Here is a 20,453-nt window from a genome sequence, read left to right on the forward strand (position 1 = left end):
TTTCCGGCTGGCATGGCGGCAACGCGGGCGCAAAGGGGCGCCGTCGCATCGCGGCCGGCCGCGGAAGGCCTAGACGCGTCAAAGAGCAAGTTTGTCGTCACGGCAATGCTGCTTCGCTACCTGACATCTCCTGGCGGGCGCACCTACTACTTCTTGGAGTTCTGCGACCGGGCGCCGGTATAACTAGTCAGGCGGCGTTGGAAGCATGCCGGCGGCACCGTTTCCCGGTGCGGGCGGGACTTCTCTCACCAGAGTGGATGCCGGGAGGGCATCCACTATCAAATTCTGTTCTACCTGAACACTACATTCCCACGTGACCGCCGTCAGCGCCGAAGTTGCCTTTGGGCGACTTCCTGCGCGGGCGATACCGTGCGTGCTGCGTTTTTGCTGCCATTCACCAGCCCGGGGCTCGCGTTGTACGCAAAGAAGCCGGAGGCTGGCAGGGCTGGCGGCAACCCGAAGTGTAAAATACGACGAATCGCCTACACCTGACTTGCGCTGCCGGTCTTTGGCCGGAACAGCGAGGAAATTATATTGAAAATGAATGAGTTACGCCATCAAATTGAAAAAGAGGTGCGGCCCGCCGCGGCCGGGCCCCAGGTGGCGTACGTAACAATCGGCGACGAGGCCGATGGCCAGCGGATCGACAACTTCCTGCTGAAGCTCTCGAAAGGGGTGCCGAAGAGTCATGTCTACCGCATCCTGAGGTCGGGGGAAGTGCGGGTCAACAAGGGGCGGGTCGATGCGACTTATCGCCTGCAGCTTGGCGATGTCGTGCGGATTCCGCCCATGCGGGTCGCGACTCCGGCACCTGATGGCGGCAAATTCGTGCCGCCGGCCAGTTTCCCGGTTGTCTTCGAGGATGATTACCTGCTGGTGATCAACAAGCCTGCCGGCGTGGCCGTGCACGGCGGGTCCGGCGTGGCGTTTGGCGTGATCGAGCAGTTGCGGCGGGCGCGCCCGCAGGCCAAGTTCCTTGAACTCGTGCACCGCCTCGATCGCGAGACCTCCGGCCTGCTGGTGCTGGCGAAGAAGCGCTCGGCGCTGGTCAACCTCCATGAACAGATGCGCGGCAGCGCGCTGGACAAGCGATACTTCGCGTGCGTGGCAGGGCACTTCGAGAATGCCCGGCAGCACGTGAAGCTGCCACTATTTAAATACACCACCGCCGAGGGAGAGCGCCGGGTACGCGTGCAGGACGACGGGATTGCCTCGCATACCGTGTTCAACCGGCTTGAAGTCATGCCGGGCTTCACCCTGCTCGAGGCCGAGCTGAAGACGGGGCGGACGCACCAGATCCGGGTCCACCTGGCGCATTCCGGCTTCCCTATCCTCGGCGACGAAAAATACGGCGATTTCGCCCTGAACAAGGCGCTGGCCCGCAGCGGTGCCAATCCCGGGCTCAAGCGCATGTTCCTGCACGCGCATAGCCTGACCTTTACACATCCGGTAAGTGGTGAAATCATCACTGTCGTTGCACCCATGCCGCCGGAGTGCGAAACCTTCCTGCAGCAAGCACGTAACCAGCGCGCCCGCGACTAAGGCGCCCATGAGGAAATCAATGGCCAGGCAACGCTTCGACCTGATCGTGTTCGACTGGGATGGAACCCTGATGGATTCCACCCCGACCATCGCCAAGTGCATCCAGCTAGCCAGCCGCGACCTTGGCCTGCCGGTACCCGACGACAGCGCGGCCAGCCATGTGATCGGGCTGGGGCTCAAGGATGCGCTGTCCTATGCGGTGCCCACGCTCGATCCCGCTGACTATCCCAAGCTGGCAGAGCGCTATCGCTTCCACTTCCTGACCCGCGACGCGGAACTGGTGCTGTTCGATGGGGTTCGCGAGATGCTGGAGGCATTGCACGCAGAGCACTATTTTCTTGGCGTGGCAACGGGCAAGACCCGCGTTGGCCTGCAGCGCGCCCTGGAGGCTACCGGCCTGGTCCGTCTGTTCGACGGTACGCGCTGCGCGGACGAAACCTTTTCCAAGCCTCACCCGGCCATGCTGCAAGAGCTGGCCAGGGAACTGGGGCAGGATATGGAGCGCACGGTCATGATTGGCGATACTACCCATGACCTGCAGATGGCGGCCAATGCCGGCGCGGCAGGGATCGGTGTCGGCTATGGTGCCCACCCGGCGGACGCCTTGCGTGCAATGGCGCCGCTGCATTGCGCATCCTCGATCGCCGATCTGCAAGACTGGCTGTTGACACATGCCTGACGCGGCGGTTGCCGGCATGTCCGGGCAGCGCCGCTTATGCGCAACTGAAGACCTGGCTGAAGGCGGCGCCGGGGTGCGCTTCATGGTCGAAATGGGTGGCCGTCCTGTTGGCGCGTTTGTCGTGCGCTTCGGGGGCGGTGTCCATGGCTACCTGAACCAGTGCGCCCACGTGCCGATGGAGCTCGATTGGCAGGAGGGACAGTTTTTCGAGTCCTCGGGCCTATACTTGATGTGCGCGACACATGGCGCGATTTATGCGCCGGACAGTGGCTTGTGCCTGGGTGGGCCTTGCCGGGGCGCTTCGTTGTCGAAGCTGCGCGTCGAGGAACATGACGGCAATGTGTACTGGTTCCCGGAAAGCCCATACGAAGTCCCCGCTGGCTAGCCGGCAAGCAGACGCCGACCTATTCCTAATCAAGAGCCAACTGCATGACTGAACAGCAAAAACCGCCTCAGGACGAGTCTGGCAAGACGCCGGATCCGGCTGCTCCTACCAGCGCCGGGGCGGAGGATCGGCTGGAGACCGCTTCCCAGGCTGATTTTCCGTTGGAGCAAGACTTGCGCGCCGGGGATGCGGCCACACAAAAAGAAGCCAGCCAGCGCAAGGAGCGCCTGGCCGGCCGCGAAGTCGGGCCAGTCCCGACTGGCACGGGCTGGGAGCGGGATGTGCTGGAAAAGGTGCTGATGGCGACCTTGCGCGAGCAGCGTGCCGCGCGTCGGTGGCGGATCTTTTTCCGTTTTGTCGGGTTAGCCCTGCTGGCGCTGCTCTTCTTCACCATTTTCGACTTCAAGGGCGACGGCGGCATCGCCACTAGTGGCCGCCATACGGCAATGGTGTCGCTCGACGGCGAGATCGCCGCCGGTACGCCAGCCAGCGCTGAATCGATCAACGCCGCCTTGCAGGCTGCATTCGCCGACACCAATGCCGCGGGCATCATCCTGAAGATCAATTCTCCGGGCGGCTCACCGGTACAGGCCGGCATGATCAACGATGAAATCCGCCGCCTGCGGACCCTCTATCCGTCCAAGCCGTTTTACGTAGTGGTGGAGGAAATCTGCGCCTCGGGCGGTTACTACGTGGCGGCGGCGGCGGACAAGATTTATGTCGACAAGGCCAGCATCGTGGGTTCGATCGGCGTGCTGATGGATGGTTTCGGCTTCACCGGCCTGATGGACAAGCTTGGCGTGGAACGCCGGCTTTACACCTCCGGCGCCAACAAGGGCATGCTCGATCCCTTCTCGCCGCAAGTGCCGAGGCAGAAACAATTTGCCGAGACCATGCTCAAGCAGATCCATCAGCAGTTCATCGATGTGGTCAAGGAAGGTCGTGGCGATCGCCTGAAGGAGGACCCGGATCTTTTCTCCGGCTTGTTCTGGTCCGGCGAGCGCAGTGTCGAGTTGGGCCTGGCCGACGGGCTGGGCAACGCCGACTACGTGGCGCGGGATCTGTTCAAGGCCGAGGACATTGTGGACTACACCGTCAAGGAGAACATCGCGGAGCGGGTAGCCAAGCGCTTCGGCGCGGCGATGGGTACGGCGGCGATGAAGACCATGTTGTTTGGCTCGCACGTGCAAGCCATTCGCTAATCGGACCTACCGCAAGAAATGTGGGGCGCTTGCGCCCCACATTTCGTTTCTCCGCCTTGTCTTCAGGCCGCCAGCAGCGAGAAGATGGCCGGCCGTCTGTTCAGTTCCAGCCGCTCAGGACGCCAATCGGAAATCGGCAGGGTTACGATCGTTTCGCTCGGCAAGGTCAGGTCCACCGCGATCGACAGCAGGCTGGTGCCGGCGCAATGCTGGCGCATGGCTTCAAGCAGGGGGCCATTGCGGTAGGGTGTCTCGATCCAGACCTGGGTCTGGTGTGCCTTGCGTGAAAGCTGCTCCAGTTCGCGCAGCCGCCTGGCGCGTTCGCCAGCGTCCACCGGCAGGTAGCCGTTGAAGGCAAAGCTCTGGCCGTTCAGGCCGGACGCCATCACGGCCAGCAGGATCGAGCTCGGCCCAACCAGCGGCCGTACGCGCACACCTTTGGCATGGGCCAGCCGCACCAGGTTGGCGCCGGGATCGGCCACCGCCGGCACGCCGGCTTCGGATAGCAGGCCACCGTCGCGGCCCGCGCGGATCGGGGCCAGCAGGTCGGCCAGGGCGCCGTCGCGCGTGTTGACGTTGAGTTCGCGAATCTCGATCTGCTGGATCGGCCTGGCCAGCGGGCAGGTCTCGCCCAGCTTCTTCAGAAAAGCGCGAGCTGTCTTGGCGTTTTCCGCCACCAGGTAATCCAGCCCCGCGGCGATTTGCTGAACGCCCGCCGGAATCACGTCCGGCAGGGGATCCGTCTCGTCGCGCTTTCCCAGGGTGTTGGGGATCAAATATAGGATGCCGCTCATGCTTGGGTTCTCGTGTTTCGTCTGTGTTGTCGGCGCGCGCCGGCTGAGAGCTTAGTCCAGGAAAAAGGGGTAGCCGGCCTGGCGCAGCATGGTCGTCAGTGCAATTAGCGGCAAGCCTACCAGCGCGGTGGGATCGTCCGATTCCATGTGCGAGAGCAGGGCGATGCCCAGGCCTTCGGATTTTGCGCTGCCCGCCACGTCGTAGGGGCGCTCGATGCGTAGGTAGGCGTCCAGTTCGTGGTCGGGAAGCTCACGGAAGGTGGCGCGGGTCTGGACATCCGCTAGCTGGGCTTCACCGTTGCGGCCGTCAAGCAGGCACAGTGCGGAATGGAAAGTGACGGTACGGCCTCGCATCAACTGCAATTGTGCCAGTGCCTGCGCGTGCGAACCGGGTTTGCCGATTTGCCTGCCATCCAGCGTGGCCACTTGATCGGAGCCAATGACCAGCGCGCCTGGATGCCGTTCGGCAATGGCCTGGGCCTTGCCGCGAGAGAGCCGCAGGGCCGTGGCTTCCGGGCTTTCGCCGGTCAGCGGGCTTTCGTCGATGTCCGGCGTCGCTACCTCGAAAGGGATGCGCAGGCGCTGCAGCAATTCGCGCCGATACGGCGAACTGGAGCCTAGGATCAGGGTGGGGCGGGAGGATTGCGACATAAGTAGTTGAGCGAAAAGGGAAAGCGGCGTATGGCCGTCTTCCAAAATTTTGACCGCGGCAGAAAAATCGACGTATAATCTCGCGTTTAGCCAAGCAAGTCCGGCGCAAATCCGTGTGTATACCGGTTTTGTGCGGCGCCCGGGTCACGTTTCGATGGTGTATGCGTCGAAACAGCGGTCGAAACCGCGATGCCCGGGATGCCCCGGCAAGACGGCACGATAAGACATGACCCAGCCGATTGACCCGCGCGCGCTCGATCTCTTCGCATTTTGCCGCGCTGGTGGCGAAGCCACCGGCGAAGTCGCGGCGCGCGATTTGCCGCGCATCATAGCCGAGACCGCCGCGCATGCGCCAGTGTCGGCGCCGGACGAGGTCTTCAGCTACTCGCTCACCGGCTTTGTCGAGGAAGAAGCGAGCGAACCCGGTACGCCGGCAACGCAGCACCTTTACGTCGACCTGACCGTGAATGGCCAGGTGTGGCTGGATTGCCAGCGTTGCCTGGGGATCTATGCCCAGGCGATCGCCACGGACATGTGCTTCGAGGTGGTCGCCAGCGAGGAAGATGCCGACGCGGCACCCATGGACGACGACGAGATTGATGTGATCGTCGGTTCCCGGCGCTTCGACCTGCTGACGCTGATTGAAGATGAAGTGCTGCTGGCCTTGCCGGTAGCTCCCAAGCATGACGTTTGCCCCACGGTTCACGAAAGCCTTGTGACCGGGGTGGACGGACAGGCGGAACCTGAAGCCGAGGTCCCGCTGGAAGAAGAAAAACGGCCTTCGCCCTTTGCGGCGCTGGCCGGCCTGAAAACGAAGCACTGAAGCCGGTTCGCCGGCATCGGGCAGCGAGTTCAAGGCACCAGGATCAGCATCCGGCCGGGCCCGGCTACGCCTCGTGCGGGATGCGTGTGTTACCATTGAAAAATTCTCGAAGGAGTCATCATGGCAGTTCAACAGAACAAGAAGTCGCCCTCCAAGCGCGGCATGCATCGCTCGCACGACCATCTGACGGCGGCAGCGCTGGCAGTGGAGCCGACCACGGGCGAGACCCACCTGCGTCACCACGTGAGCCCGAACGGCTACTATCGTGGCCGCAAGGTCATCAAGACCAAGAACGACTGACAGATCGTTCGGCGTGACTTTGCGTCTCGTACGCGCACGTTGGTAGGTCAAAAACAAAAAAGCGGCAAAATCGTTGCCGCTTTTTTGTTGCGCGCTCGCAGCGCAAGCCGTAGCGCAGGCTTCCACCAGGCCGACTTGCGCCGCTTGCTCAAGCCGAGTGCCTGGCCGAGGCCATGTACGGCGGCCGGAGGGGCGTCAGATCTCGCCCGCCGTCGAGCGCTCCGGGAGGCGGTCGGGTTGCCGCCGGCCGGTCAGGGCGATGCCTCCGGCCAGGGAGCCAGGTCTTAACGTCACGCCGACAAGCGCTTCTGCACCAGGAAACAATGACGATCAAACTAGCTATCGACTGCATGGGTGGCGATCACGGTGTCTCTGTGACGGTACCAGCGGCGATCAGTTTTCTCTCCAGCCATAGCGACGCCGAAGTGGTGCTGGTCGGCTTGCGGGAAAGCATCGAGCCTCAGCTAAAGAAGTTGCACGCGCTTGATCACCCCCGTGTGCGCATCGTGACCGCGACTGAGGTCATCACCATGGATGACCCGGTCGAGGTGGCGCTGCGCAGGAAGAAAGACTCTTCCATGCGCGTGGCCGTGACCCAGGTGAAAGAGGGCCTGGCGGGCGCCTGCATCTCGGCGGGCAATACCGGAGCGCTGATGGCGGTGTCGCGCTATGTGCTCAAGACGCTCGAGGGCATCGAGCGTCCGGCGATTGCCACCACCATTCCCAATGAGCAGGGCTGGGGCACCACGGTGCTCGATCTCGGTGCCAACGCCGATTGCGAGCCCGAGCACCTGCTGCAATTCGCGCGCATGGCAGAGGCCATGGTTGCCGTGGTGGATCATAAGGAACGTCCCAGCGTCGGCCTGCTGAACATTGGCGAGGAAGTGATCAAGGGCAACGATGTGGTGAAGCGTGCCGGCGAACTGCTGCGCGCTTCGGAACTCAACTTCTACGGCAACGTGGAAGGCAACGACATCTTCAAGGGCACCACCGATATCGTCGTGTGCGATGGCTTCGTCGGCAACGTCGCGCTGAAGAGCAGCGAAGGGCTGGCCAAGATGATCGCCAACATGATCAAGGAAGAATTCACGCGTTCGTGGTTCACCAAGCTGCTGGCGGTCCTGGCTTTGCCGGTGCTCAAGCGGTTGTCCCGGCGCCTGGACCCGGCGCGCTACAACGGCGCTTCCCTGCTCGGTCTGCGCGGGCTGGTCATCAAAAGTCATGGTTCCGCCGACGCGCACGCTTTTGAGTGGGCTATCAAACGCGGGTATGATGCGGCCAGGAATGGTGTGATCGAACGCACCATTCAGGCTTTCGCCAACAAGTCAGGTAACAGCACTCCGGCTACCGGCCCGCAGTCAGGCGCCGAGGATTCCAGTCCAAGCCCGCACGCCGCCTGAGGTCTTGATGTAGATGCCGCGGGCGACGACCCGCGGCCAGACGATCGATCCGACATTACATGACAAGCTACGCAAAAATCATCGGGACCGGGAGCTATTTGCCTCCGCGGCGCGTCACTAACCAAGATATCGCGGCGCAACTGGCTGAGAAGGGCATCGAGACCAGCGACGAATGGATCTTTTCGCGCAGTGGCATCTCGGCCCGCCATTGGGCCGAGCCGGATGTCACCAGCAGCGACCTCGCCGTCAAGGCGGCGGAGCGTGCGCTGGAAGCTGCCGGCATCGATCGCCAGAGCATCGACCTGATCATCGTTGCCACTTCCACACCCGATTTCGTCTTCCCCAGCACCGCCTGCCTGGTGCAGCAGAAGCTTGGCATCACCAACAACTGCGCGGCGTTCGACCTGCAGGCGGTGTGCTCCGGTTTTGTCTATGCGCTGGCCACCGCCGAAAAATTCATCCGTAGCGGTTCGCACCGCAATGCGCTGGTGATTGGCTCGGAAGTGTTCTCGCGCATTCTAGACTTTAACGACCGCACCACCTGCGTGCTGTTCGGCGACGGCGCCGGCGCGGTCGTGCTGTCGGCTTCCGAGGAGCCCGGCATCCTGTCTTCGGCAATGCACTCCGACGGTAGCCACGTGGACATCCTCTGCGTGCCGGGCAATGTCTCGGGCGGCAATATCACCGGCAACCCGTTCCTGCATATGGACGGCCAGGCAGTGTTCAAGCTCGCGGTCACGGTGCTCGACAAGGTGGCGCGCGAAGCGCTCGCCGGCGCGCAGTTCCCGGCCGAAAAAGTAGACTGGCTGATCCCGCACCAGGCCAATATCCGCATCATGCAAAGCACCGCCAGGAAGCTTGGCCTGCCGGCCGAGCGCATGGTGGCGACGGTGCACGAGCACGGCAATACGTCGGCCGCCTCGATCCCCCTGGCACTCGATGTGGCGGTGCGCGATGGCCGCATCGGCGCGGGACACCACGTGCTGATGGAAGGCGTGGGCGGGGGCTTCACCTGGGGCGCGGTACTGCTGCGCATGTAAAATCCGGGCCGGCGCCGCGATGTTGCTTCGTCGCGCCGGTCCTGCGGTATCCATCTTTACGATTCGATTGCGATGAAATTCTCCTTTGTATTCCCAGGGCAGGGCTCGCAGGCAGTCGGGATGCTCAATGCATTCGCCGACAATGCGGTAGTCCGAGCCACTCTGGACGAGGCGTCCGCGGCACTCGGCCAGGACCTGGGCCACCTGATCGCCGAGGGCCCGGCCGAGGAACTTAACCTCACGACCAACACGCAGCCGGTCATGTTGACCGCCGCGGTGGCCATTTACCGTGCCTGGCTCGACGCTGGCGGTGCAGCGCCTGCCCTGGTCGCCGGCCATAGCCTGGGTGAATACTCCGCACTGGTGGCTGCCGGGGTGATTTCCTTTGCCGATGCGGTGCCGTTGGTGCGTTTTCGCGCGCAGGCCATGCAGGAAGCCGTGCCGGTGGGCGAGGGCGGCATGGCAGCCATCCTTGGTCTGTCCGACGACGACGTGCGCGCGGCCTGCGCCGAGGCGTCGGCTGCAGGAGCCGGCGTGGTCGAGGCGGTGAACTTCAACGCGCCTTCGCAGGTGGTGATCGCCGGCAACAAGGCCGCTGTGGAAAAGGCCTGTGAAATGGCCAAGGCGCGCGGCGCCAAGCGTGCGCTGCCGCTGCCGGTTTCGGCGCCGTTCCATTCTTCGCTGCTCAAGCCTGCTTCGGACCGCCTGCGTGAGCGCATGGCGGGCATGACGTTCGCCGCACCGTCCATTCCGCTGGTCAACAACGTTGACGTGGCCATCGTCAATGATCCGGAAGCCATCAAGGACGCGCTGGTTCGCCAGGCGGCAGCTCCGGTGCGCTGGGTCGAATGCGTGCAGAAGATTGCAGCCGAGGGCGTGACCCACGTGATCGAGTGCGGTCCGGGCAAAGTGCTGGCGGGCATGACCAAGCGCATCGACGGCAACCTGGTGGGCGGGGCGATCTTCGATCCGGCCTCCCTGCAGGACACGCTGGCGCTGCTGAAGTAAATAAGGACCAAGGCAATGACGAAATTTCTGGAAAACCAGGTCGCGCTGGTGACCGGCGCATCGCGCGGAATCGGCCGCGCCATCGCGCTGGAGCTGGCCGCCCAGGGCGCCACGGTGGTCGGTACCGCCACCAGCGAGGCGGGGGCCGCCGCGATCAGCGAATACCTGGCGGCAGCCGGCGGCAAGGGCCGCGGAGCCGTGCTCAACGTCAATGATGCGGCGGCTTCCGAAGCGCTGATCGACGAACTCGTCAAGACGCATGGCAGCCTCGGTATTCTGGTGAACAACGCCGGTATTACCCAGGACCAACTCGCCATGCGCATGAAAGACGACGACTGGAGCGCGGTTGTCGAGACCAACATGACGGCGGTGTTCCGCTTGTCGCGCGCCGTGCTGCGCCCGATGATGAAGGCGCGCGGCGGCCGTATCATCAATATCACCTCGGTGGTCGGCTCGACAGGCAACCCCGGGCAAATGAACTATGCGGCCGCCAAGGCCGGCGTCGAAGGCATGAGCCGCGCACTGGCGCGCGAAATCGGCAGCCGGAACGTGACTGTGAACTGCGTGGCGCCTGGCTTTATCGACACCGACATGACCAAGGTCCTGTCGGATGAGCAGCATGCGGCACTGAAGACCCAGATTCCCCTGGGCCGTCTCGGGCAGCCGGAAGATATCGCGCATGCGGTCGCCTTCCTGGCGGGCCCTCAAGCGGCCTACATTACAGGTACGACGCTCCATGTGAATGGTGGCATGTACATGAATTGATCGCCTTGCGTGGTGTCGGGTTCGAAGGAGAAGCCGACAAAAGCCGCGCGAAGTGGTTATTTTTAAAACTGATCGGGCGCTGTTCTTGCAATAGACGGCAGGGGGCATTTTTGTGGCCCAAACCTGCTAAAATGCGCCCACTTTTTGTCGAACTTCCCTGGAGGGTTACATGGACAATATCGAACAACGCGTCAAGAAAATCGTGGCAGAACAACTCGGCGTCGCCGAGGCAGACATCAAGAACGAATCCTCGTTCGTGAACGACCTGGGCGCGGATTCGCTCGACACGGTTGAACTCGTGATGGCGTTGGAAGATGAATTCGGCATGGAAATTCCCGATGAGGAAGCCGAAAAGATCACGACCGTGCAACAGGCAATCGATTACGCCACCGCACACGTCAAGGCCTGAGCCTGTCGTATCTGAATTCCGAGCCACAGAAGGCAGGCGCGAGGCCCATGGGCTCACCGCGCTGTTTTCTGTGGCTTTCGTTTGTTCGAAGAAGCACAATTGGTACGGCTACGCCGGCATCGGCGTAGCCCGGCGCCGGCCGTTGGCCAGTTCCGATTCATTTTCCAGTTCTGCTTCACGTACCCGTAGGAAATCATAGTGAGCCGTCGTCGCGTCGTCGTCACTGGGCTTGGCCTTGTGTCTCCGGTCGGAAACACGGTTGCCGAAGGCTGGGCCAACCTGGTTGCCGGCAAGTCTGGCATCGCCACCGTTACCAAATTCGATCATTCCGCGCTTGCCGTGCATTTTGCCGGCGAAGTGAAGGGCTTCAATGCCGAGGATTACATCCCGGCCAAGGAAGCCCGCCATATGGATACGTTCATCCACTATGGCATCGCAGCGGGCTCGCAGGCGCTGAAGGATAGCGGCTACGAAGTGACCGAAGCCAATGCAGAGCGCATCGGCGTGCTCGTTGGCTCGGGCATCGGCGGCCTGCCGATGATCGAGGACACCCACGCCGAGCTGACCAATCGTGGTCCGCGCCGGATCTCCCCGTTCTTCGTGCCAGGCTCGATCATCAACATGATCTCGGGCCACCTGTCCATCATCCATGGACTGAAGGGCCCCAACCTGGCCGCGGTAACGGCTTGCACCACCGGCCTGCACAGCATCGGCCTGGCGGCCCGGCTGATCCAGGCGGGCGATGCGGACGTCATGCTGGCCGGCGGCGCGGAATCCACGGTGTCGCCGCTCGGCATCGGCGGTTTCGCCGCGGCACGCGCGCTGTCGACCCGCAACGACGACCCCGCTGCCGCGTCCCGCCCGTGGGACAAGGATCGCGATGGCTTCGTGCTGGGCGAGGGTGCCGGTGTGGTCATGCTCGAAGAGTATGAGTCGGCCAAGGCACGTGGCGCCAAGATCTATGCCGAGCTGATTGGCTTCGGCATGAGTGGCGACGCTTACCACATGACGGCACCCAATATGGATGGCCCGCGCCGCTGCATGGTCAACGCCCTCAAGGACGCTGGCGTCAATGCGGACGAAGTCGGTTATCTGAATGCGCACGGTACCTCGACTCCGTTGGGCGACAAGAACGAGAGCGAAGCCATCAAGCTTGCCCTTGGCGATCACGCTTACAAGGTGGCGGTCAATTCAACGAAGTCGATGACCGGCCACCTGTTGGGCGGCGCCGGCGGCCTCGAGTCGGTGTTCACCGTACTGGCGCTGCACCACCAGGTGTCGCCGCCGACCATCAATATCTTCAACCAGGATCCCGAGTGCGACCTGGATTACGTGGCTAACACGGCACGCGACCTGAAGATCGATGTGGCGGTGAAGAATAACTTCGGCTTCGGCGGCACCAACGGCACGCTTGTCTTCCGGCGCGCCTGAACCCGGCGTGCGCCGGGTGGCGACACCATGGAGTTCAGTCAAGGCCCATCCTTTGCGGTGGGTTTTGGCGCTGTTTCTTGCCTGCGAGCTCACAACGTTCGCGTTGCTTGCCCGGCAAGGGATGCACGAACTGGGGCGGTCTGCGCAAGGCTGGAGTTTGCCGCAATGGCTGGCGCTGCTCGGCATCGCTGCGTTGTGCGGTTGGCTCACATGGCACTGGCACGCACTTTGGTGCGGCGCCGCGTGTACCTACGACGGCCTGGCGCAAGGACGGGATCGCACGGGCCGGCCAGGCATCCTTGTTGGCTTGCCGGATGGCCGCCGCGCGGTGGCGCGTGTCGAGTCCAGTTGGGAATTGGGCGAGTTGGCCCTGGTGCTCGCCCTGGAACCGGTGACCGGACATCCCCCTCGGGTGCTGGTGGTCAGCCGTGTGCTCGTGGACACCGGCGCCTTGCGGGCGCTCAGACGTACTCTCCGCGTTGCGCAGCGTGACTGCCAGGCGACAGGCGAGGCCAGTTGATGCGCGGCTGTTTCGAGCATCCATCACAATATGCGTTGCACCGCACTGACCGTGCGCCGAGCTACGTAGGTAAAATACAACGTTTGTCGTGAAGACGATACCAAGAGATACACTGCAGGTGAAATATTCGTGAGCGAACGCGAAGCCGATCAGCTCCTCGTTGAGCGCGTCCAGCAAGGCGATAAGCGGGCCTTTGAATTGTTGGTGGTGAAATACCACCGCAAGATCATCAGGCTCATTTCGCGTTTGGTGCGGGATTCGGCCGAAGTGGAGGATGTGGCACAGGACGCCTTTATCAAGGCGTATCGTGCCTTGCCCCAGTTTCGCGGCGAGTCGGCGTTCTACACCTGGTTGTACCGGATTGCGGTGAACACCGCGAAGAACTATCTGGCGACCCAGGGGCGCCGGCCGGAGGCCTCCAGTGATATCGATGCCGAAGAGGCTGAAACTTTTGCGGACGGTGAGCAACTAAGAGATATCAATACGCCGGAGTCGATGCTCCATACCCGCCAGGTGGCCGAGACGGTCAACCGCGCGATGGAAGCACTGCCCGAGGAATTGCGCACCGCCATCACCCTTCGCGAGATCGAAGGCCTCAGCTACGAGGAGATCGCGGAAGCCATGGGGTGCCCGATCGGCACCGTCCGGTCGCGCATCTTCCGGGCGCGCGAGGCGATTGCCGAGAAATTGCGTCCGCTGCTGGGAACGGCAGAGGGCAAACGATGGTAGTAGTCAGCCGTCGTCAGTGGTAAAGAAAATGTCGTGCGGCCAGCGTTGCAGCCTATTCCTGCATCGATAAACGACAAGGCAGTAGACGGGATTGTCGGTGTTCAATGGTTTTTCTAGGGGTGGGAAATGGGTCAGGCTCACAAGCAGTCGGTTCATGTAGTGGAAGCGGCGGAGCAGATTTCCGTGCTGATGGATGGCGAGCTGGCGCCGCACGAAGTAAGCGCTGTGTTGGATCTCGTGAAGAGCGGGGCGGGCATGGCGAGCTGGACCTCCTATCAACTGATTGGCGATGCCCTGCGTTCGGAAGAACTGACGCATGCCGGCTCGACCGATGATTTTCTCTCCCGGTTTTCCGCCCGTCTCGACAGCGAACCGCATGTGCTGGTGCCCGCGGTCGCGAAGGCGTCGGGAGCACATCGCATGCTCTTCAAGCCGTCGTGGGTGCGCCGCGTGATGCCGGGTACGGCCATCGCTGCCGCGGTGGCGGCCGTCAGCTGGGTGGTGGTGCCGCAGATGCGCGGTTCCGCCGACCTCGGTACGCCGGATGCCGTGGTGGCACGCGTAGAGCAACCCGCCGTGCCCAAGGCCGGCGGCATCGTGACCGTGTCCGCGGACAGCGCGCAAATGATCCGCGATCCGCGTCTGGACGAATATCTGCGTGCCCACCGCGTATCGGTTGCAACTGATGCGGTAGTGCCCACGATGCGCACCGTTGCCAACAGCGCAAACTTCTCTCAGGACAATTCGCAGGAATAATGCCGGACATGCATAAAGGATGGTCGCCCGCCAACGTAGCGGGCGCACACAGAATTAGGGCCCTTCGCAGGTCCTTTTTTCTGGCCTTGTGTCTGACTGCGGCTGCAGCAACTGCGCAGCCGCCGGACAATACGCTGGCCCGTCGCGACGCAACGGCCTGGCTCAACAAGATCCACCGCGCGGCCCAGCGCGAGAATTATGTTGGCACGCTGATCTATCAGCGCGGCAGCGTGATGCATGCGTCGCGCATTCAGCACTATAGCGATCTCGTCAACAACGAGTACGAACGGCTTGAGACACTCGACGGCAAGCCGCGCGAGGTGCTGCGCCAGAACGATATCGTGCACAGCCTGATTCCCGAGGCCAAACTGGTGGTGGTGGAAAAGCAGGAAGCCAAGGATCGTTTTCCGGCGCTCCTGGCCACCAACAAGAGCGATGTGCTGGATATCTACGATATGCGCAAGCTTCCCGGCGAGCGCGTGGCCGGCGTTGAGTGCGAAGTGTTCTCGCTAGAGCCGCATGACGCCGCGCGCTATGCCGTGCGTCTTTGGGCCGAGAAGAATTCCGGCCTGCTGATGCGCGCCCAGACCCTGGGCGAGGGCGGCAAGGTGCTGGAGCAGGTGGCTTTCTCGCAAGTCGAGATCGGAGTGCCTTCCGAAAAGCAGCGCATCCTCACTGCCATCAAGAATTCCGGCGCCTGGAACCACTATGAGGTGACCAACCAGCCTGCCAATATTGCCGACGAGGGCTGGAGCATCGGGATCCCGGTCAAAGGGTTCATGAAGATCCGCGAGGTTCGCCGGCCACTTGGGGAGTTGCGCGCACCACAGGCCAACCCGCGCGGGAACGTCTTCGAAGTGCTCCAGATCGTCTACAGCGATGGCTTGACCGGTTTGTCCGTATTTATCGAGCCGGTTTCCGAGCAGCGCGTGCGCCGCGAAGGCGTGGCTTCACTTGGTGCTACCCAGGTCGTGGTGCGCCGTGTGGCCGATTTCTGGATCACAGTAGTGGGCGAAGTCCCGCCGGCCACAGTGAGGCTGTTTGCCTCGGCGGTAGAATACAAACCACCGAAGGGCCACTAAGCCGGATTGCTGCGTGGAGGGGCGGCGTGAACGCTGCCCTGCATCCGCCGCCAGTCCGCTGCGCACGCTGCCCAAGCTTTTTTCCTCGTTTCGCTGATCTCCCGGGAGTCGACGATGTCACCAAGATCTCCAGCCTTGGCTCGGACCGTGCTCATGGCTGCCATTCTCGCTTTTGCGCCATTTGTCGCCGAGCTGAGCCATGCGCAGGCGGCCGCGCCGTCCTATAACCTGCCCGATTTCACCGATCTGGTGGAAAAAGCCGGCCCGGCCGTCGTGAATATCCGCACCACCGAGCGCGTTCGCGCGCGCGGTACTCCCGGCAGCGAAGACGACGAGATGGCAGAGTTCTTCCGCCGTTTCTTTGGTGTGCCCATGCCGGGCGCGCCCACGCCTCCGGGCACCCCGCGCCGCGGCCAGCCGCCGCAAGGGCCGCAGGGGCCGCAGGGCGAGGAGCAGAGCCGTGGCGTGGGGTCCGGGTTTGTCATCAGCCAGGATGGCTATGTGATGACAAATGCTCATGTTGTGGCGGATGCGGAAACCATCTATGTCACGCTGCCCGACAAGCGGGAGTTCAAGGCGAAGCTGATCGGCTCGGACAAGCGTACCGACGTAGCGTTGCTCAAGGTCGACGCGACCGGCTTGCCCAAGCTCACGCTCGGCGATTCGGACAAGGTCCGCGCCGGCGAATGGGTGCTGGCGATCGGCTCGCCATTTGGCCTCGACAACACCGTGACGGCCGGCATTGTGTCGGCCAAGGGGCGCGATACCGGAGACTACCTGCCGTTCATCCAGACCGATGTGGCGGTAAATCCAGGTAACTCGGGTGGCCCGCTGATCAACCTGCGCGGCGAGGTCATCGGCATCAATTCCCAGATCTATAGCCGCAGCGGGGGCTATATGGGCATCTCCTTCGCCATCCCGATCGACGAGGCCATGCGTGTCACCGAGCAGCTCAAGGCGACCGGCAAGGTGACGCGCGGGCGTATCGCGGTTGCGATCGGCGATGTCACCAAGGAAGTCGCCGACTCGCTCGGCCTGGGCCGAGCCCGGGGCGCGCTGGTGGGTAGCGTCGAACCCGGAGGCCCTGCCGAGAAGGCGGGGATCGAAGCCGGTGACATCATCCTCAAGTTCAACGGCCGTGACATCGAGAAGGCGTCCGACCTGCCGCGCATGGTCGGCGATATCAAGCCGGGCACGCGCGTACCGCTGCAGCTGTGGCGCAAGGGCGCGACGCGGGAAGTTTCGATCACCGTGGCCGAACTCGACGCCGATGCCAAGGTGCGCACCCGTGGCGGCAATACACCGCGCGACGACGGCGCCGCGCCGGCGGCCAAGCCCAATGCACTCGGCCTGATCGTCAACGAAATTCCCGATGCAAAGCTGAAGGAACTCAAGATCAAGTCGGGCGTGGAGGTCGAGCAGTCCGACGGGCCGGCGATGCGTGCCGGCATTCGCCCGGGCGACATCATCCTGCGGCTGGGCGATAACGACGTGACCAGCCCGCGCCAGTTCAATGAACTGGTCAAGGGGCTGGACAAGGCGAAGATTGCCGCTGTGTTCGTCCGCCGCGGCGATGCCACCCAGGTGCTGACCTTGCGTCCGGGCGCAACGTCCTCGCGCTGATCGGCTCGCCATGGCCGATCTCACACTGTATGGCAGGGGGTATTGCCATCTGTGCGAAGACATGAAAATCGCGCTGGAACCGCTCCGGCGCGATTTTTCCTTTGTCCTGCACGAGGTGGACGTGGATACCGATCCCGCGACCGAAGCGCGCTTCGGCGAACTTGTGCCTGTGCTGATGGTTGGGGCCCCGGCTACCCCTGGCGAGGAACTGTGCCACTACTTTCTCGACGAAAGTCGGGTGAAAGCGTGGTTCGCCGCACATGCGGCCCCGCGAGTGGACGAACGGCCGGTCGAAGGCGCGCAAGTGCGCCCTGCGGGGCATGGCGTGGTGTGATGGCTTGATCCGCCGCCCATTTCGCAATACGGAAGTCCTTGAAAATACGGTAAAATTGCAGTTTGGCGCAAAGTCCGCGTCACCAACCTGCGACCGGAGCGGGGCCCGCCCGACAAGGCGCCAGTTCCAGGTCGTTCATAATTGCTGCGCCGCCAGGCGTGCCCATGCGGGCACCTCCTGGCCCGAACTGGCGCACCCCTGAACATCAGATGGACCATATCCGCAACTTCTCGATCATCGCCCACATCGACCACGGTAAATCGACCCTGGCCGACCGCATCATTCAACTCTGCGGAGGCCTGTCCGATCGCGAGATGGAGGCGCAGGTGCTCGACTCGATGGACATCGAGAAGGAGCGCGGCATCACCATCAAGGCCCAGACCGCGGCGCTCAGCTACAAGGCGCGCGACGGCAAGATCTACAACCTCAACCTGATCGACACGCCGGGGCACGTCGACTTCAGCTATGAAGTGAGCCGCTCGCTGTCCGCCTGCGAAGGCGCGCTGCTGGTGGTCGATGCTTCCCAGGGCGTGGAGGCGCAGACTGTCGCCAACTGTTACACCGCGATCGAACTCGGCGTGGAAGTGGTGCCGGTGCTCAACAAGATCGACCTGCCGTCGGCCGACCCGGAAAACGCGATCCGCGAGATCGAGGAAGTGATCGGGATCGACGCCCAGGATGCCACGCCGTGCTCGGCCAAGACCGGCCTGGGCGTGCAGGACGTGATCGAGGCGATGATCGCCCGCGTGCCGCCGCCCAAGGGCGACGCGGGCGCACCCTTGCAGGCCCTGATCATCGACTCGTGGTTCGACAACTACGTTGGCGTGGTGATGCTGGTGCGCGTGGTCAACGGCACCCTCAAGCCCAAGGACAAGGTACTGCTGATGGCCACCGGCTCGCAGCACCTGGTCGAGCAGGTCGGCGTGTTCTCGCCCAAGTCGCTGCCGCGCGAGTCGCTGTCGGCAGGGCAGGTGGGTTTCGTGATCGCGGGCATCAAGGAACTGAAGGCGGCCAAGGTGGGTGACACCATCACCACCGTGGCGCGCAAGGCGGCCGAGCCGCTGCCGGGCTTCAAGGAGGTCAAGCCGCAGGTGTTCGCGGGCCTGTATCCGGTGGAATCCAACCAGTACGAAGCACTGCGCGAATCCCTGGAAAAGCTCAAGCTCAACGACGCATCGTTGCAGTACGAGCCTGAAGTGTCTCAGGCACTCGGCTTCGGCTTCCGCTGCGGCTTCCTGGGCCTGTTGCACATGGAAATCGTGCAGGAGCGCCTGGAACGCGAGTTCGACATGGACCTCATCACCACCGCGCCGACGGTGGTGTACCAGGTGCAGATGCGTGACGGCACCATGCTGACGGTGGAAAACCCCGCCAAGATGCCGGATCCGAGCCGTATCGAGAATATCCTCGAGCCCATCGTCACCGTCAACCTGTACATGCCGCAGGACTACGTCGGCTCCGTGATCACGCTGTGCACGCAAAAGCGCGGCACGCAGATCAACATGAGCTACCACGGCAAGCAGGTGCAGCTCACGTATGAGATTCCGATGGCGGAAATCGTCATGGATTTCTTCGACCGCCTGAAATCGGTGTCGCGCGGCTATGCCTCGATGGATTACGAGTTCAAGGAATATCGCGCCGCCGACGTGGTCAAGGTGGACATCCTGATCAACGGTGACAAGGTCGACGCGCTGTCGGTGATCGTCCACCGCAGCAATTCGCAGTACCGTGGCCGCGAAGTGGTATCGAAGATGCGCGAGATCATCCCGCGCCAGATGTATGACGTAGCCATCCAGGCCACGATCGGCGCCAACATTATCGCGCGCGAGAACGTCAAGGCGCTGCGCAAGAACGTGCTCGCCAAGTGCTACGGCGGCGATATCTCGCGCAAGAAGAAGCTGCTCGAGAAGCAAAAAGCAGGTAAGAAGCGCATGAAGCAGGTGGGTACGGTCGAGATCCCCCAGGAGGCTTTCCTGGCGATCCTGCAGGTAGGCGACAAGTAAGCTGGCGGAGGCCGGCTCTCGCCGGCTGGCGAAGCGGACTCTAACAAAACAACACGAAGATCTAGCCGTCATGAATTTTGCACTGATCCTTTTTGTGCTGGTGGTTATCACGGGCGTTGCCTGGGTGGCCGACAAACTGGTGTTCGAGAAGCAACGGCGGCTTTCCGCACAGTCCGCGCTGGCGGAGTTCGATGCGCGCCGTACCGATCTGCAGGGGCGCTATGGCGCTGGCGAGGTCGATACCTCGCGTAGCCGCCTGGCGGAGGAAAAGCTGCGCCAGCCATGGTGGCTGGAATATTCGGCAAGTTTCTTCCCGGTGATCCTGGCCGTGTTCGTGCTGCGCTCCTTCGTGGTCGAGCCGTTCAAGATCCCGTCTGGCTCGATGATCCCGACGCTGCTGATCGGCGACTTCATCCTGGTCAACAAGTACGACTACGGCATCCGCCTGCCGGTGGTGAACAAGAAGATCATCTCGGTCGGCGACCCCCAGCGCGGCGACGTGATGGTGTTCCGCTACCCGAAGGACCAGTCGCTCGATTACATCAAGCGTGTGATCGGAGTGCCGGGCGATGTGGTGAGCTACCAGAACAAGCGCCTGACCATCAATGGCAAGCCAGCGGAGTACAGCCCGCTGCCTGACTACCTGGACGAAGAACGGCTTTCGTATTCGAAGCACTTCCGCGAGAAGCTGCCCGACGGCCCGGAGCACGGTGTCCTCAATGATGCCGACAGGCCAGCCTATATTTCCGGCATGGATCCGGATTTCCCGTTCCACGAAAACTGCACTTACAATCAGCAAGGCGTAACGTGCAAAGTGCCGCAAGGCCACTATTTTGTGATGGGCGATAACCGGGATAACAGCCTGGATTCACGTTACTGGGGCTTCGTGCCCGATCAGAATATTGTCGGCAGGGCATTCCTGATCTGGATGAACCTCGGCAATATCGGACGCGTGGGGGCGTTCAAGTAAGCCTCCC

At 62.8% G+C, this 20,453-nt stretch carries 22 protein-coding genes; 20 read left to right on the forward strand and 2 right to left on the reverse strand.

The features are described from left to right. Positions 1 to 540 precede the first annotated feature (540 nt). Genes AC1DS6_RS07455 through AC1DS6_RS07470 form a run of 4 tightly spaced genes read left to right on the forward strand, consistent with a single transcriptional unit; the run spans position 541 to position 3,808 of the window. Positions 541 to 1,542, forward strand: coding sequence for an RluA family pseudouridine synthase (locus tag AC1DS6_RS07455; protein WP_441629792.1), 1,002 nt, complete (start codon positions 541 to 543; stop codon positions 1,540 to 1,542). Between the two features lie 19 nt (positions 1,543 to 1,561). After that, positions 1,562 to 2,221, forward strand: coding sequence for an HAD-IA family hydrolase (locus AC1DS6_RS07460; protein ID WP_441629794.1), 660 nt, complete (start codon positions 1,562 to 1,564; stop codon positions 2,219 to 2,221). Further along, positions 2,214 to 2,606 carry a Rieske (2Fe-2S) protein gene (locus AC1DS6_RS07465; RefSeq protein ID WP_276287877.1) on the forward strand — a complete coding sequence of 131 codons (393 nt, stop codon included), beginning with the start codon at positions 2,214 to 2,216 and terminating at the stop codon, positions 2,604 to 2,606. Before AC1DS6_RS07460 ends, AC1DS6_RS07465 begins: the two co-directional genes overlap by 8 nt. A 44-nt stretch (positions 2,607 to 2,650) precedes the next feature. Next, positions 2,651 to 3,808 (forward strand): S49 family peptidase, encoded by a 1,158-nt coding sequence (locus AC1DS6_RS07470; protein WP_428178781.1) that lies wholly within the window; start codon positions 2,651 to 2,653, stop codon positions 3,806 to 3,808. Positions 3,809 to 3,870: 62 nt separating this feature from the next. Here AC1DS6_RS07470 and AC1DS6_RS07475 read toward each other — a convergent pair whose 3' ends face one another. Both AC1DS6_RS07475 and AC1DS6_RS07480 read right to left on the reverse strand, forming a co-directional pair. Beyond that, on the reverse strand, positions 3,871 to 4,602 hold the full coding sequence (locus tag AC1DS6_RS07475) for an SAM-dependent methyltransferase (protein ID WP_477102357.1): 732 nt from the start codon (positions 4,600 to 4,602) through the stop codon (positions 3,871 to 3,873). Positions 4,603 to 4,653: 51 nt separating this feature from the next. After that, positions 4,654 to 5,253, reverse strand: a complete 600-nt coding sequence (locus AC1DS6_RS07480) for a Maf-like protein (protein ID WP_441629799.1) — start codon at positions 5,251 to 5,253, stop codon at positions 4,654 to 4,656. A gap of 226 nt (positions 5,254 to 5,479) precedes the next feature. Between AC1DS6_RS07480 and AC1DS6_RS07485 the strand changes: the two genes are divergently transcribed. From AC1DS6_RS07485 to lepB, 16 genes are all read left to right on the forward strand, one after another. Further along, entirely contained in the window at positions 5,480 to 6,076 is a 597-nt protein-coding gene (locus AC1DS6_RS07485) for a YceD family protein (protein ID WP_477102358.1), read from the forward strand. Positions 6,077 to 6,196: 120 nt separating this feature from the next. After that, the gene (rpmF, locus tag AC1DS6_RS07490; protein WP_045235589.1) at positions 6,197 to 6,376 is read left to right on the forward strand and encodes a 50S ribosomal protein L32; all 180 of its coding nucleotides are present in this window, start codon (positions 6,197 to 6,199) and stop codon (positions 6,374 to 6,376) included. A gap of 323 nt (positions 6,377 to 6,699) precedes the next feature. Next, positions 6,700 to 7,776: a phosphate acyltransferase PlsX gene (gene plsX / locus AC1DS6_RS07495; RefSeq protein ID WP_045235588.1), complete on the forward strand. Its 1,077-nt coding sequence runs from the start codon at positions 6,700 to 6,702 to the stop codon at positions 7,774 to 7,776. A gap of 59 nt (positions 7,777 to 7,835) precedes the next feature. Continuing rightward, positions 7,836 to 8,816, forward strand: coding sequence for a beta-ketoacyl-ACP synthase III (locus tag AC1DS6_RS07500; RefSeq protein ID WP_150983156.1), 981 nt, complete (start codon positions 7,836 to 7,838; stop codon positions 8,814 to 8,816). A gap of 72 nt (positions 8,817 to 8,888) precedes the next feature. Then, positions 8,889 to 9,824: an ACP S-malonyltransferase gene (gene fabD, locus AC1DS6_RS07505; protein ID WP_441629808.1), complete on the forward strand. Its 936-nt coding sequence runs from the start codon at positions 8,889 to 8,891 to the stop codon at positions 9,822 to 9,824. A gap of 15 nt (positions 9,825 to 9,839) precedes the next feature. Continuing rightward, positions 9,840 to 10,589, forward strand: a complete 750-nt coding sequence (fabG, locus tag AC1DS6_RS07510) for a 3-oxoacyl-ACP reductase FabG (protein ID WP_441629810.1) — start codon at positions 9,840 to 9,842, stop codon at positions 10,587 to 10,589. 169 nt (positions 10,590 to 10,758) lie between these two features. Next, positions 10,759 to 10,998 (forward strand): acyl carrier protein, encoded by a 240-nt coding sequence (gene acpP / locus AC1DS6_RS07515; protein WP_008644813.1) that lies wholly within the window; start codon positions 10,759 to 10,761, stop codon positions 10,996 to 10,998. A gap of 198 nt (positions 10,999 to 11,196) precedes the next feature. Then, positions 11,197 to 12,429, forward strand: coding sequence for a beta-ketoacyl-ACP synthase II (fabF, locus tag AC1DS6_RS07520; RefSeq protein WP_045235584.1), 1,233 nt, complete (start codon positions 11,197 to 11,199; stop codon positions 12,427 to 12,429). A 64-nt stretch (positions 12,430 to 12,493) separates the two neighbouring features. After that, positions 12,494 to 12,949, forward strand: a complete 456-nt coding sequence (locus AC1DS6_RS07525; protein ID WP_477102359.1) for a hypothetical protein — start codon at positions 12,494 to 12,496, stop codon at positions 12,947 to 12,949. A 129-nt stretch (positions 12,950 to 13,078) separates the two neighbouring features. Beyond that, entirely contained in the window at positions 13,079 to 13,678 is a 600-nt protein-coding gene (gene rpoE / locus AC1DS6_RS07530; RefSeq protein WP_045235582.1) for an RNA polymerase sigma factor RpoE, read from the forward strand. A gap of 126 nt (positions 13,679 to 13,804) precedes the next feature. Continuing rightward, complete coding sequence (locus AC1DS6_RS07535) at positions 13,805 to 14,434, forward strand: sigma-E factor negative regulatory protein (RefSeq protein WP_477102360.1); 630 nt, start codon at positions 13,805 to 13,807, stop codon at positions 14,432 to 14,434. 8 nt (positions 14,435 to 14,442) lie between these two features. Beyond that, on the forward strand, positions 14,443 to 15,516 hold the full coding sequence (locus AC1DS6_RS07540) for a MucB/RseB C-terminal domain-containing protein (RefSeq protein WP_477102361.1): 1,074 nt from the start codon (positions 14,443 to 14,445) through the stop codon (positions 15,514 to 15,516). Between the two features lie 153 nt (positions 15,517 to 15,669). Beyond that, positions 15,670 to 17,139, forward strand: a complete 1,470-nt coding sequence (locus AC1DS6_RS07545; RefSeq protein ID WP_441629819.1) for a DegQ family serine endoprotease — start codon at positions 15,670 to 15,672, stop codon at positions 17,137 to 17,139. 10 nt (positions 17,140 to 17,149) lie between these two features. Beyond that, positions 17,150 to 17,473 (forward strand): glutaredoxin family protein, encoded by a 324-nt coding sequence (locus tag AC1DS6_RS07550; protein WP_441629821.1) that lies wholly within the window; start codon positions 17,150 to 17,152, stop codon positions 17,471 to 17,473. A 209-nt stretch (positions 17,474 to 17,682) separates the two neighbouring features. Beyond that, positions 17,683 to 19,476 carry a translation elongation factor 4 gene (gene lepA / locus AC1DS6_RS07555; protein ID WP_045235578.1) on the forward strand — a complete coding sequence of 598 codons (1,794 nt, stop codon included), beginning with the start codon at positions 17,683 to 17,685 and terminating at the stop codon, positions 19,474 to 19,476. 70 nt (positions 19,477 to 19,546) lie between these two features. After that, positions 19,547 to 20,446, forward strand: coding sequence for a signal peptidase I (gene lepB / locus AC1DS6_RS07560; RefSeq protein WP_477102362.1), 900 nt, complete (start codon positions 19,547 to 19,549; stop codon positions 20,444 to 20,446). Positions 20,447 to 20,453 lie beyond the last annotated feature (7 nt).

Source organism: Cupriavidus sp. 05L310 (assembly GCF_056398185.1).